This window comes from Streptomyces radiopugnans (genome assembly GCF_900110735.1).
In the GTDB taxonomy this organism is placed as follows: Bacteria; Actinomycetota; Actinomycetes; order Streptomycetales; family Streptomycetaceae; genus Streptomyces; species Streptomyces radiopugnans.
In genome coordinates, this window is the sequence record NZ_FOET01000011.1 from 121,528 (window position 1) to 134,692 (window position 13,165).

Sequence of the window (13,165 nt, forward strand, 5' to 3'; positions counted from 1 at the left end):
CGTTTCGCGCGCCACCGGCGTCACCACAGCAGTGCGGGAGGACGCCCGATGAGAGTGCTGCTGATCGGCGCGAACGGATACCTCGGCCGCCATGTGGCCGACCGCCTGCTGGCCGACCCCGCCGTCCAGCTCACCGCGCTGGGCCGGGGCGACGACGCCGACGTCCGCTTCGACCTGTCCACCGGCAGTCCCGGGGCGCTCACCCGCTTCCTGGACGCCGTCCACCCGGGCGTCGTCGTCAACTGCGCCGGCGCCACCCGCGGCGGCGCACGGGACCTGATCCGGCACAACACCGTGGCCACCGCCACCGTCTGCGAGTCGCTGCGCCGCAGCGGGTGCGGGGCCCGGCTGGTCCACCTGGGCTGCGCCGCCGAGTACGGGCCCTCCCCGGCCGGCTCCTCCACCGGAGAGGACGCGGTGCCGCGCCCCGGCAGCCCGTACGGCGTCAGCAAGCTCGCCGCCAGCGAACTGGTGCTGGGCTCCGGGCTGGACGCCATCGTGCTGCGAGTCTTCTCCCCGGTCGGCCCCGGCACGCCCACCGGCTCGCCGCTGGGACGGCTGGCGGAGGCGATGCGCCGGGCGATGCAGCAGGGCGACGGCGAGCTGAGGCTGGCCGGGCTGGCCGTCCAGCGCGACTTCGTGGACGTGCGGGACGTGGCCAGGGCGGTGCACGCCGCCGCCCTGTCGGCCGCCCAGGGCGTGGTCAACATCGGCTCCGGCCGCGCGGTGCGGCTGCGCGAGGTGGTCTCCGTGCTGGGCCGGGTGGCCGGCCACACCGGCGCGGTGCACGAGATGGACGACCAGCACCAGGCGGGCGGCGGCCCGCAGGTGCCCCCGTACCCCGACGGCTGCGGCCCCTGGCAGCAGGCGGACGTGCGCAGCGCGCGCGACCGGCTCGGGTGGCGGCCCCGGATCGGCCTGGAGGAGTCGCTCGCGGACATCTGGATGGAGGCGGCATGCCGTATCTGACCAGTTCCGGCCGGCGCAGACCGGCCGCCGGAGTGCCCGGCCGCCTCGGCGTCGGGGTGCCCGGCTACGCGCACCCGATGGTGGCGCCCGTGGAGTGGACCGAACTGACCCGGCCGGGCGCGCCGGTGCACTGGGCGGTGCTCAACGTGGCGCGCGGACCGGGGGAGCGCTCCGACCCGTACTGCGCGGCGGCGGCCGCCGGGCTGCGCGAGGCCGGGGTGCGCGTGCTGGGCCACCTGGACCTGCGGCACGGCACCCGCGACTTCGGCCCGCTGGTCCACGACGCGCACCGCTTCCTCGACTGGTACGGGGTGGACGGCTTCTACCTGGACCGCTGCCCGGGCGACCGGGCCGCCCTGCCGGAGGTGTGCCGGGTGGCGGCCGCGCTGCGCGCCCTGGGCGAGGACGCCCACATCGTCCTCGGGCACGGCACCCACCCCTTCCCCGGCTACGCGGAGGCCGGCGACCAGCTCGTGACGTTCTCCGGGTCGTGGGCGGACTACCGCTGGTCGCAGGTGGCCGAGTGGACGGCGGAGCACTCGCCGGAACGCTTCTGCCACCTGGTGCACGGGGTGCCGCGCACCCATCTGGAGGAGGCCGTGCGCATCGCGCGCTGGCAGGGGGCGGGCACCGTCTGGTTCACCGACCGCACCCGCCGCGGGCGCCGGGGGGAGGCCGTGGACCCCTGGGAGGCCATGCCCGGCTACTGGGACGAGATCGTCTCGCGCCTCGGACCTGGTGTCTCGGAATGAGATAGGGCGTGGCAGTGTTACGGAAGGAACAACCGTCCACCGACCAACCCTGTTGAGGTCCCCGTGTCGCTGCCACCCCTGGTCGAACCGGCCTCCGAGCTCACCGTCGACGAGGTCCGCAGATACTCCCGCCACCTGATCATCCCGGACGTCGGGATGGACGGGCAGAAGCGTCTGAAGAACGCCAAGGTGCTCTGCGTGGGCGCGGGCGGCCTCGGCTCGCCCACCCTGATGTACCTGGCCGCCGCGGGCGTGGGCACGCTCGGCATCATCGAGTTCGACGAGGTCGACGAGTCCAACCTCCAGCGCCAGGTCATCCACAGCCAGGCGGACATCGGCCGCCCCAAGGCCGAGTCCGCGCGGGACACGGTGCTCGGGATCAACCCGTACGTGAAGGTCAACCTCCACACCGAGCGGCTGGACTCCTCCAACGTGATGGGGATCTTCGCCGAGTACGACCTGATCGTGGACGGCACCGACAACTTCGCCACCCGCTACCTGGTCAACGACGCCTGCGTGCTGCTGAAGAAGCCGTACGTGTGGGGCTCGATCTACCGCTTCGACGGCCAGGCGTCGGTCTTCTGGAGCGAGCACGGGCCGTGCTACCGCTGCCTGTACCCCGAGCCCCCGCCGCCGGGCATGGTCCCGAGCTGCGCCGAGGGCGGCGTGCTGGGCGTGCTGTGCGCGTCCATCGGCTCGATCCAGACCACCGAGGCGATCAAGCTCCTGGCGGGCATCGGCGAGCCGCTGCTCGGCCGCCTGATGATCTACGACGCCCTGGAGATGAACTACCGCCAGGTCAAGGTCCGCAAGGACCCCGAGTGCGCGGTCTGCGGCAAGAACCCGACGGTCACCGAGCTGATCGACTACGAGGCGTTCTGCGGCGTCGTCTCCGACGAGGCCCAGCAGGCCGCGATGGGCTCGACCATCACCCCGCAGCAGCTCAAGGAGTGGATCGACGAGGGCGAGAACATCGACATCATCGATGTCCGCGAGCCCAACGAGTACGAGATCGTCTCCATCCCGGGCGCGCGCCTGATCCCGAAGAACGAGTTCCTGATGGGCAACGCGCTGGGCGAGCTGCCGCAGGACAAGCGGATCGTCTTGCACTGCAAGACGGGTGTCCGCAGTGCGGAAGTCCTCGCGGTCCTGAAGAACGCGGGCTTCTCCGACGCCGTCCACGTCGGCGGCGGTGTGGTCGGCTGGGTCACCCAGATCGAGCCGGAGAAGCCGGTCTACTGACCGGCGCCCGCGGACGGGCGCGGGACGAGCGTGGGAGCGGCCCCGGGGACGGCATGTCCCCGGGGCCGCCGCGTGCGTCAGCGCGAGTGGCCCAGCCACCGTCCGCGCAGCGCGATCAGGACGGCCGCCGCCACCGCGAGCAGCAGCAGCGAGACCGAGGTCGCGGCGGCCGGGTCCTGCTGGAGGAGCAGATAGACCTGGAGCGGCAGGGTCTGGGTGACCCCCGGCAGATTGCCCGCGAAGGTGATCGTCGCACCGAACTCGCCCAGCGCCCGCGCCCAGCACAGCGCGGCGCCCGCGGCCAGGGAGGGCGCCACCATGGGCAGGGTGACGTACCGCAGCGTCTGGGGGAGGGTCGCGCCCATGGTGGCGGCGGCCTCCTCGTAGCGCGGGTCGATCCCGGCCAGCGCCCCCTCCAGGCCGATGACCAGGAACGGCATCGCCACGAAGGCCGCGGCGACCACCGCGCCCGCGGTGGAGAACGGCAGCGTCACCCCCACAGCCTCCAGAGGCCCGCCGAGAAGTCCGCCGCGCCCGAAGCCGCGCAGCAGGGCGACGCCCGCCACGGTCGGCGGCAGCACCATCGGCAGCAGCACCAGGGAGCGCACCAGCGCCTTGCCGGGGAAGTCGGTGCGGGCCAGCAGCCACGCCAGCGGCACGCCCAGGACGAGGGAGAGCAGCAGGGCCAGGCCGGAGACCAGCAGGGACAGCCCCAGCGCCCGGACCACATCGGGTGAGGAGAGCTGCCCGGCCAGGCCCCGCCAGGGTGTGTGGGCCACCACCCCGGCCAGGGGCACGGCCAGGAAGGCGGCCGCCAGCGCGGCAGGACCGCCGAGCGCGGCGGGCGTGCGGCTGCGTGCAGCGGGTGTACGGGCGCGCGGCCGGGTGCGGGGTGCGGTGCGGTGGTTCACGGCAGCAGGAAACCGGCCTCCCGCAGCAGACGGCGGGCCGGTTCGGAGCCCAGCCAGGCGATGAAGTCCGCGGCCCGCCCGGGGTGGGCGGCGTCCTCCAGCGGCGCGGCGGGGTAGCGCACGCCGGCCCCGCCGCCGGGGACGGGCACCGCCTCGACGCGGCCCTCGGAGGCGGCCGCGTCGGAGGCGTACACCAGCCCGGCGTCCGCCTCGCCCAGCTCCACCTTGCTCAGCACGGCCCGCACGCTCGGCTCCCGGGAGACCGGGCGCACGGTGACGCCGTGCCGCTCCAGCAGCCGCTGCCCGTACCGCCCGGCGGGGACCTCGGGGGCGGCGAGCACCACCTTCACGTCATCGCGGGCGAGGTCGCGGAGGGAGCCGACGCCCAGGGGGTCGCCGGGGGCCGTGGCGATGACGAGCCGGTTGCGGGCGATCACGGTGGACGGGCCGGTGAAGTCCCGCAGGGCCTCCATCGTCGCGGTGTCGGCGGTGACGACCAGGTCGGCGGGCGCGCCCTGGCGGATCTGCGCGGCCAGCTCCTGGGAGCCGGCGAAGGACAGGCGCAGCCGTACGCCCGGGTGCTCCTCCTCGTACGCGGCGCCCGCCTCGGCGAGGACGTCGGTGAGGGAGGAGGCCGCCAGGACCGTCACGGTGGCCCTCGCGCCGCCGTCGCCGGTGCGGCCGAGGGCCCCGCCCCCGCAGGCCGCCGTCAGGGCGGTCAGCGGGACGAGGACGGCCAGGAGCAGGGCGGCCGCCCCGATGCCCGCGCGCGGACGCCGGGGCGCACGGGGCGCACGGGGCGCGGGCGTACCGGGCATGTCGGGCCGCCTCACGCCCGGTCGATGTGCACGCTGGTGGACTTCACCCGGGCCACGGCCTCCATGCCGACCGCCAGCCCGAGCTCCTCCACGGCCTCCCGGGTCAGCAGGGAGACCAGCCGGTGGGGCCCGGCCTGGATCTCCACCTGGGCCGCGACGTCGCCGAGGCGGACGGCGGTGACGATTCCGGGGAAGGAGTTGCGGACGCTGGTGTGCGGTCCGTCGTCGTCCCTGTCGGAGCCGCCGGGGCCGCCGTGGCCCTCCGACGCGAGGGCCACGGCGAAGGCGGCCAGGTCCTCGCCCGCCACCAGCCGCCTGCCGCCCTCGTCCCGGCTGGTGGGCAGCCGTCCGGCGTCCGCCCAGCGGCGCACCGTGTCGGGGCTGACGCCGAGCAGCCGGGCCGCCCGGCCCATGGAGTAGGAGCGCATACGCGTGACATTACGGCGTACGGGCTGGCGCGAGCAAGGCGGATCGGGTCGCGGGGCTCGCATCCGCGGGTTTCAGACGCGCGTGCGGCACCGTACGGTCACAGCGCCTCCCGGCGCGTGAGGTGGGTGAAGGAGAGCCAGCCGGGCAGGACCGGCAGCCAGAAGGTCATCAGGCGGAAGAGCAGGACCGCGGGGGTGGCGATCTCCTTGGGCAGCCCGAACGCGATCAGACCCGCGATCAGCGCCGCCTCCACCGCGCCCAGACCGCCCGGGGTGGGCGCCGCGGAACCCAGCGCGTTGCCCGCCAGGAAGACGACCGCGATGCTCGCGTAGCTCAGCTCGCCGCCGAAGGCGCGCACCGACGCGTCCAGGCACAGCACGAACGACACCGTCAGCAGCAGCATGCCGCCGATGCCGCTGAGCAGCTTCTGCGGGCGCTGGACGACGTCCAGCATCCGTGGGACGACACCGGCGAACAGCGCCCGCACCCGCTCCACCACGAACTTCCGCAGCGCCGGGATGGCCGTCACGGTCAGGGACAGCACCGCCACCGTCAGCAGCCCCGCGATGACCGTGCGGGACGGGGAGAGGGTCGGGGTGTGCTCCGTGCCCGTCAGGTAGCCGAAGGTCAGCAGCAGGACGACATGGCTGCCCAGGCCGAACAGCTGGGAGGCGCCGACGCTGGCGACCGCGTGGCCGGGCCGGACCCCGGCACGCTGCAGGAAGCGGGTGTTGAGCGCGACGCCGCCGACCGCCGCGGGCGCCACCAGCTTGACGAAGGAGCCCGCCACCTGGGCGACCACCGTGCGCAGGAAGGGGACCTTCTCGGGCACGAAACCGAGCAGGCTCATCGCCGCCGCGAAGTACGTCAGGGCGGAGAACAGCAGCGAGGCGGCCACCCAGCCCCAGTCCGCCCCGGCGATGACCTGGCGGAAGTTCACATGGGTGAGCTGGGAGAGCAGGAAGTACGCGGCGAAGGCCCCGGCGATGAAGCTGACCAGCGTGCGCGGCCTGACGCGCTCCAGCCGGGCGGGCTGCACGGGGGCCTGCGGGCGGACCAGCAGCACCTGCCGGCGGATCTGCGCCAGCAGGTCCTCCTCGCGCGCCTCCTCCAGAGCCTCCATGACGGCCTGCTTCTCGGCGTGCTTCTCCGCCCGGAGCGACTTCCGGTCGCCGGCGGGCGCGTGCCCCTGGGCGTGGCGCAGCTCGCGGCTGTGGCGGGACGCCTCGATCGCCGCCTCCCGCTCGCGCTGCGCCCGCTCCTTGGCCAGTCTGCGCAGGGTGGCGCGGGTGCCGCGGCTGAGCGCGATCGGCTGGAGCAGCGGGAGGCTGTCGGCCACCGCGTCCGGGCCGAGCACCTCCACCGCCGCCGCGACCGAGCGCTCGGCGCCGACGCGCAGGCCGAAGGTGGTCAGCAGTTGTGCCACGTCCATCCGCAGCACCAGATCGCCGGCCGCGATCTCACCGGCGCTGAGGTCGGTGAGGAACACCTCGCCGGACGGGCTCACCAGCAGGGCGTCGTCCTCCAGCCGGCGGTGGGCGATCCGCCGCGACTGGAGCGCCCGCACCTGCCGCCAGACCGCGCGCATCAGCTCGTCGGTGACCTCCTGGTCGGGCAGGGAGCCCAGGCTGTGCCCGTCGACGTGCTCGTAGACGAGCATGACGGCGTCGGGGCCCAGCTCGGAGGTGGCGATCAGCTTCGGGGCGTTGGCCCCGGCGGCGATGGCCGCGTACGCCAGCAGGGCCTCCTGCTCCAGTGCCTGGCGCAGCGACTGGAGGCTGCGGCGCTGGGTGATGCCGCGCAGCGCGAAGCGGCGCCAGGCGCGGTAGAAGTAGCCGTGCGCCTGCTGCTCGCGGTCCACCACGGTGACGTCGAGCGGCGGGCCGTCCTCCAGGGTGACCAGATAGCGCCGGGCCCGGTCGCTCTGCTCGGCCCGTTCGGACTCCGCGGGGTCGGTGGAGTCGGCGGGGTCCAGACGCAGCGCCCGGACCGGCCTGAAGCCCACCCGCCGCAGCCCCGCCAGCAGGTTCTGGCCGGTGGGGCGGACGTTGGGGGAGCCGACGGCGTAGAGCGTGCCGTAGGCGACGGTCCAGCCGATCAGCACGGTGACCAGGATCGAGAACGGCGTGGTGTAGCCGCCGACCAGCACCGCGAAGGCGTCCAGCAGGAGCACCGCCCACAGCAGCACCCGCCAGCGGGGCCGGCGGGCCATGCCGACGGCCGTCATGTAGGCGATGACGGGGGCCAGGTAGCCGTGCACCGGATCGGTGAGGCCGCCTTCCGGGGCCGGGCTGGTCAGTGCGTTCCGGATGGAGCCGGGGGCCTGCTCGGCGACCCACAGGTCGGTGGCGAGCGACGCGCCGTGCGCCAGGACGGCGGCGAGTACGCCGTCGGCGATCCGCAGCCCGTCGCGTTTGATCAGCCGCTCCAGCGCGAAGGCCACCGGCACGATGAGCACGGCGACGCTGGAGGCGAAGCCGGCGAAGCTGATCAGCAGGGGAGGGGCCTGGCCCGCGCCCTTGCCGATGTCCTGCTCCAGGCCCGCGGTGGTGCCGTGCGCGAAGGCGGCGACGACCAGGACGACGGCGATGCCGAGGATCCCGAGCAGCAGCCGCACCAGATCGGAGGGGCGGTGCACCCGGGCGGGGAGGATCGGCTCGTCGCCCTCGACGTGCTCCTGGCCCGTCCCCGCGCCGGTCCTGTCGGTGTCCGGCTCCGCGGGCTCCCGGCCGGGACCGCCGGTGTGCGGCGAGGGGTGAGCGGAACGGGGCTCCTCCCGCGGAGGGGGCCCGCCCTGGTCTCCGGACCGCTCGTCGGCCCCTTTTCGCTCTCGTATCACCTGTCACCGCCGGGACGATGGTGGCACGAGGAGACGGCGGACCGGTGAGGGAGGTCGCTTTTCTCCGCGGAAAGCCGAGTTTGCGCGTGTCGTGCCGGGCCGCGCGCCGCCGCCCGTGCGGACCGGCGGCGGCATGGGGCACCATGGCCGCCATGACCGGGCCCGCCGGCGAGCTGCCGGACTACGCGGAGAGGGTGCTGGCCGTGGTGGAGAGCATCCCGCCCGGCCGGGTGATGACGTACGGCGACGTGGCCGAGTGGCTGGAGGAGGGAGGCCCGCGGCAGGTGGGCCGGGTGATGTCCCTCTACGGCGGCGCGGTGCCGTGGTGGCGCGTGGTGCGGGCCGACGGGACGCCGCCGCCCTGCCACGAGGGCCGGGCGCTGGCCCACTACCGCGAGGAGGACACCCCGCTGCGCGGGGGCCCCGGCGGTACGGCCGGCCGCACCGCCCCGGCGGTGCGCGTCGACATGCGCCGGGCCCGGTGGGACGGGGACGCCGACGCGAACGCGGACGGGAGCGCCGACGCGAACGCGGACGGGAGCGCGGACGGGAGCGCGGACGGGGCCGGGATCCGCGGGCGGCCCGCCCGGCATCGCTGACCCCCCGGGGGTTGGACTCCTCACACGTACCAGCTTCCGTCATGGCACCGCCGTACCCGCGGTGAGCCGCCCGGACGGGACGCGGGTGCGACGCCGTGCGTCACGGCTGTCCTCTGGCGTACCGTCTGCACCATCCAGCACAGCGACCAGGACCGGCGATCCACGTGAGTTCCTCCCACAAGTCCGATACGTACCGGTTGGTGCGTACCCCGCCCGGTCCGGCGAGCCTCCCTGCCTTGGACGCAGCCCAGCGCTCGGTGGTTGACCACCGCGGCGGACCGCTGCTCGTCCTGGCCGGGCCCGGCACCGGCAAGACCACCACCCTGGTGGAGTCCGTCGCCGAGCGCGTGCGGCGCGGGGGCGATCCGGAGCGCATCCTCGTACTGACCTTCGGCCGCAAGGCGGCGGTCGAACTGCGGGACCGGATGGCGGCCCGCCTGCCCGGGCCCGCGCCGCGGACACCGCAGATCACGACGTTCCACTCCTACTGCTACGCCCTGGTCCGCGCCCACCAGGACGCCGACCTGTTCGCCGAACCGCTGCGGCTGCTGTCCGGCCCCGAACAGGACCTGCGCATCCGCGAACTGCTGGCCGGCCAGGCGGGGCTGGAGGACACCGGACGGGAGCGGGCCCGCTGGCCCGAGGAACTGCGCGCCTGCCTGACCACGCGCGGCTTCGCCGACGAACTGCGGGCCGTCCTCGCACGCAGCCGGGAGCTGGGACTGGGGCCGGACGCGCTGGACGCCTTCGCCCGCCGCGCCGGCCGCCCCGACTGGCGGGCCGCCGCGTCCTTCCTGGCCGAGTACCTCGACGTGCTGGACCTCCAGGGCGTGCTGGACTACGCCGAGCTGGTCCACCGCGCGGTGCTGCTCGCCGAACGGGACGAGGTGGGGGCGAAGCTCGCCGCGCGCTACGACGCGGTGTACGTCGACGAGTACCAGGACACCGACCCGGCGCAGGTGCGGCTGCTGCGCGCGCTGGCCGGACAGGGCCGCACCCTGGTCGCCTTCGGCGACCCCGACCAGGCGATCTACGCCTTCCGCGGCTCGGACGTCAACGGCATCCTCGACTTCCCCCACGTCTTCCGGCGGCGCGACGGCGCCCCGGCCCCGGTGGCGGTGCTGCGCACCGGCCGCCGCTCCGCCTCGACGGTGCTGGAGGCCACCCGGCGGATCGCCCTCCGCATGCCGCTCACCCGGCTCCCGGCCGAGACCGTACGAGCCCACCGGGAGCTGTCGGCGGCCCGGGAGGGCGGCCGGGTGGAGGTGTACACCTATCCCACCCCCGGCGCCGAACTGGACAACATCGCCGACCTGCTGCGCCGCGCCCGTCTGGAGGAGGGCGTGCCGTGGCGGGAGATGGCGGTGCTGGTGCGCGCCGGCCACCGCACCATCCCCGCCGTGCGGCGGGCGCTGACGGCCGCCGGCGTCCCGGTGGAGACCGACGGCGACGACGTGCCGCTGAGCCGGGAGCCGGCGGTGGTGCCCCTGCTGACCGCCCTCCGGGTGGCGGCGCGGGCCGCCGTGGCGGACACCGCCGGGGCGGACCGGGCCGGCGGAGCCGGGCAGTCCGCGGGGGAGTCCGGCGGCGCGGACGGCGGTACGGACAGTGGCGCGGACGGCGGTACGGACGGCGGTGCGGACGGGCCCTGGATCGATGTGGAGACCGCGCTCACCCTGCTGACCTCCCCGCTGGGCGGCATGGACGGCGCCGATCTGCGCCGCCTGGGCAGGGCCCTGCGCGAGGAGGAGCGCGCCGCCGGCCGCGCCGTACCCCGCCCCTCGGACGAACTGCTGGCCGAGGCGCTGTCCGAGCCCGAACGGCTGGTGGCGCACGACCCGTCGTACGCGCGCGGCGCCCGCGAGCTGGGGCTGCTGCTGAGCAAGGCGCGCGAGGCGCTGGCCGGCGGTGCCACGGCCGAGGAGGCGCTGTGGCTGCTGTGGAACGACGGCCTGGACGGCGACCGGGACGGCCGGTGGCCCGCCCGGCTGCGGCGCGCCGCCGAGCGCGGCGGCACCGCCGGCCGCAACGCGGACCGCGATCTGGACGCGGTCTGCGCGCTGTTCGCCGCCGCCGCCCGCGCCGAGGAGCGCGTCGGCGGGCGCGGCGCGCTCAACTTCCTGGAGGAGCTGGACGCCCAGGACATCGCCGGCGACACCATCGCCCCCCGCGCGCTGCGCCCCGACGCGGTGCGGCTGATGACCGCGCACCGGGCCAAGGGCCTGCAGTGGCGGCTGGTGGTCGTCGCCGGGGTGCAGGAGGGGCTCTGGCCCGACCTGCGGCGGCGCGGCTCCCTGCTGGAACCCGACCGGATAGGCCGCGACGGGCTGGCCGAACCGCTCACCCCCGGTGCGATGCTGGCCGAGGAGCGCCGGCTGTTCTACGTGGCGGCCACCCGCGCGGCCGACCGTCTGGTCGTCACCGCGGTGCGGGCCGCGGCCGAGGACGGAGACCAGCCCTCCCGCTTCCTGACCGAACTCGGCGTCGAACCGAAGGACGTCACCGCCCGCCCGCGCCGCCCGCTGTCGGTGTCCGCCCTGGTCGCCGAGTTGCGCGCCACCACAGTCGATCCCCGGGCCACCCCCGCGCTGCGCGAGGCCGCGGCCGAACGGCTGGCCGCCCTGGCCGCGCTGCGCGACGACGACGGCGTCCCCCTGGTCCCCGCCGCCCACCCGCACCGCTGGTGGGGGCTGTACGAGCCGACCCGCTGCGAGGTGCCGCTGCGGGACAGGGACCGGCCGGTCGCCCTCTCCGGCAGCGCGCTGCACCAACTGGCCACCGCCTGCTCGCTCCAGTGGTTCCTGGGCCGCGAGGTGAAGGCGGAGCCGCCCGCGACCGCGGCCCAGGGCTTCGGCAACGTGGTGCACGTCCTGGCCGACGAGGTCGCCTCCGGCGGCACCCCCGCCGACCTGTCCGTCCTGCTGGAGCGGCTGGACTCGGTGTGGGACTCGCTCGCCTTCGACGCGCCCTGGAAGTCGCGGCAGGAGAGGGAGAACGCCCGCGCGGCCCTGGAGCGCTTCCTGCGCTGGCACGTGATGGAGCGCGACCTCGGGCGCGAGACGGCCGCCACCGAGCACGACTTCGACGTGACGCTGGAGGCGGGCGGCCACCGGGTCCGCGTCCGCGGCTCCATGGACCGGGTCGAGCGCGGGCCCGACGGCCGGGCGTACGTCGTCGACTTCAAGACGGGCAGGAACAAGCCGACCGCGGCCGAGGTCGAGCGCCACCCCCAACTGGCCGTCTACCAGCTCGCGGTGCGCGAGGGCGCCCTCGACGGGGTCGAGGGCTTCGAGGGGCGGCCGGAGCCGGGCGGCGCGGAACTCGTCCAGCTCAGGATCGGCGCGCCGAAGCGGGAGGGCGGCGACGAACTCCCCGCCGTGCAGCGGCAGCGCGCCCTGTCCTCCTACGACGGGGACGGGGAGTGGGTCGGGGAGCTGCTGGCCGACGCCGCCGGGCGCGTTCTGGACGAGCGGTTCACGCCCTCTCCCGGACGGCACTGCGACACCTGCTCGTTCAAGGGGGCGTGCAGCGCCCGCCCCGAGGGACGCCACATCGTGGAGTGAGCGTGGGCGTGGGGGTGAGCGCCGCCCCGGCCGGGAATCCGGCCCCGGTCCCGGGAACCGGTTGTCGGCGCGGTGTGGTCCCATGTTCCGGAACGGCATCGTACGAACGGGAGGCGGCGAACCGGTGGGGGAGAAGCGGGGGGTTCTGGCGGCGGGGGTGGTCTGCGCCATGGCCGTGGGACTGACGGGCTGCTCCGGGGGGCCGGGCGGTACGGGCGGACCGGAGTCCGGAGCGGGAGGCGGCTTCCCGCTGGGGATCGGCGGGACGGATCCGGCGGCCCCGGGAGAGGCGGGGGAGAAGGGGGACGCCCCCCTCACCGGAGGGTTCGGCAGGACGAGGCTGGAGCAGAGCTCCGCCGGGAAGATCATGGAACGGGCCGCCGAGGCGATGAGGGAGGCCGACTCGCTGCGCGTCACCGGCTGGGTGGCCGCCGCCGACGACGGGAGGATGACGATCGACCTGGCGCTCGCCGGGGACGGGGAATGCATCGGCACCATGACGGTGGGCGGAGGCACCGCCGAGATCCTCGCCGCCGAGGGGCAGACGTACATGAAGGGCGACGAGCGGTTCTGGGAGAGCCGGAGCGACGGCGGGCCGGGGGAGGACATGGCCGTCGAGATGCTCTCGGAGCGCTGGGTGAAGACGGGCTCCGGGGAGTCCGGCGCGGGCCCGGGCGCCTTCTGCGACCTCGACGGGCTGCTGGAGGACATGGAGTCCGGCGGGTCCGGGGAGACCGGGAAGCGCGAGCCCGTCGACCTCGGCGGCCGGGAGGCCATCCCGCTGGTCCAGGAGGAGGACGGCGAGGGGACCACCACCGCCTATGTCGCCAACGACGACGACCGGCCCTATCTGCTGAGGATGGAGAACGAGGGGAGCGACGAGCCGGGTGTGATGGACTTCACCGGCCACGGGGAGGAGGTCGTGGTCGAGGCGCCGGATCCGGACGAGGTCCTCGACCTGAGCGAGATGCGCGAGGACTCCGGCCGACACGAGTCCGTCTGAACGGTGTTGACGCCCCGTCGGGGCCGGGTCGCCGCGTCCC

Annotated in this window: 9 protein-coding genes and 1 pseudogene; 6 read left to right on the top strand and 4 right to left on the bottom strand. The window is 75.3% G+C overall.

Annotated features, from left to right (window positions below; all coding sequences use genetic code 11):
• Positions 1-48: 48 nt before the first annotated feature.
• The 3 genes from BMY40_RS19290 (at position 49) to moeZ (ending at position 2,963) form a co-directional block, all read left to right on the top strand.
• Positions 49-969: an NAD-dependent epimerase/dehydratase family protein gene (locus BMY40_RS19290; RefSeq protein WP_093661289.1), complete on the top strand. Its 921-nt coding sequence runs from the start codon at positions 49-51 to the stop codon at positions 967-969.
• Entirely contained in the window at positions 957-1,721 is a 765-nt protein-coding gene (locus BMY40_RS19295; RefSeq protein WP_093661291.1) for a spherulation-specific family 4 protein, read from the top strand. The genes BMY40_RS19290 and BMY40_RS19295 overlap by 13 nt, the downstream gene beginning before the upstream one ends.
• 63 nt (positions 1,722-1,784) lie before the next feature.
• On the top strand, positions 1,785-2,963 hold the full coding sequence (moeZ, locus tag BMY40_RS19300; RefSeq protein WP_093661293.1) for an adenylyltransferase/sulfurtransferase MoeZ: 1,179 nt from the start codon (positions 1,785-1,787) through the stop codon (positions 2,961-2,963).
• Positions 2,964-3,052: 89 nt separating this feature from the next.
• Here the strand turns inward: moeZ and BMY40_RS19305 are convergent.
• The 4 genes and pseudogenes from BMY40_RS19305 to BMY40_RS19320 form a co-directional block, all read right to left on the bottom strand.
• Positions 3,053-3,874 (bottom strand): annotated as a pseudogene (locus tag BMY40_RS19305) (ABC transporter permease); the annotation flags it as partial.
• A complete protein-coding gene (modA, locus tag BMY40_RS19310; protein WP_093661297.1) occupies positions 3,871-4,692 on the bottom strand; it encodes a molybdate ABC transporter substrate-binding protein in 822 nt (273 codons plus the stop codon). The pseudogene BMY40_RS19305 and the gene modA, both read right to left, overlap by 4 nt.
• An 11-nt stretch (positions 4,693-4,703) precedes the next feature.
• A complete protein-coding gene (locus tag BMY40_RS19315; RefSeq protein WP_093661299.1) occupies positions 4,704-5,120 on the bottom strand; it encodes a TOBE domain-containing protein in 417 nt (138 codons plus the stop codon).
• A 98-nt stretch (positions 5,121-5,218) separates the two neighbouring features.
• Entirely contained in the window at positions 5,219-7,960 is a 2,742-nt protein-coding gene (locus BMY40_RS19320; protein ID WP_093661301.1) for a lysylphosphatidylglycerol synthase transmembrane domain-containing protein, read from the bottom strand.
• A gap of 143 nt (positions 7,961-8,103) precedes the next feature.
• Between BMY40_RS19320 and BMY40_RS19325 the strand changes: the two genes are divergently transcribed.
• The 3 genes from BMY40_RS19325 (at position 8,104) to BMY40_RS19335 (ending at position 13,125) form a co-directional block, all read left to right on the top strand.
• Positions 8,104-8,559, top strand: a complete 456-nt coding sequence (locus tag BMY40_RS19325) for an MGMT family protein (protein WP_093661303.1) — start codon at positions 8,104-8,106, stop codon at positions 8,557-8,559.
• Positions 8,560-8,795: 236 nt separating this feature from the next.
• Positions 8,796-12,122: an ATP-dependent helicase gene (locus tag BMY40_RS19330; protein ID WP_245770182.1), complete on the top strand. Its 3,327-nt coding sequence runs from the start codon at positions 8,796-8,798 to the stop codon at positions 12,120-12,122.
• A 124-nt stretch (positions 12,123-12,246) separates the two neighbouring features.
• Complete coding sequence (locus tag BMY40_RS19335) at positions 12,247-13,125, top strand: hypothetical protein (protein WP_143071793.1); 879 nt, start codon at positions 12,247-12,249, stop codon at positions 13,123-13,125.
• Positions 13,126-13,165: the final 40 nt, after the last annotated feature.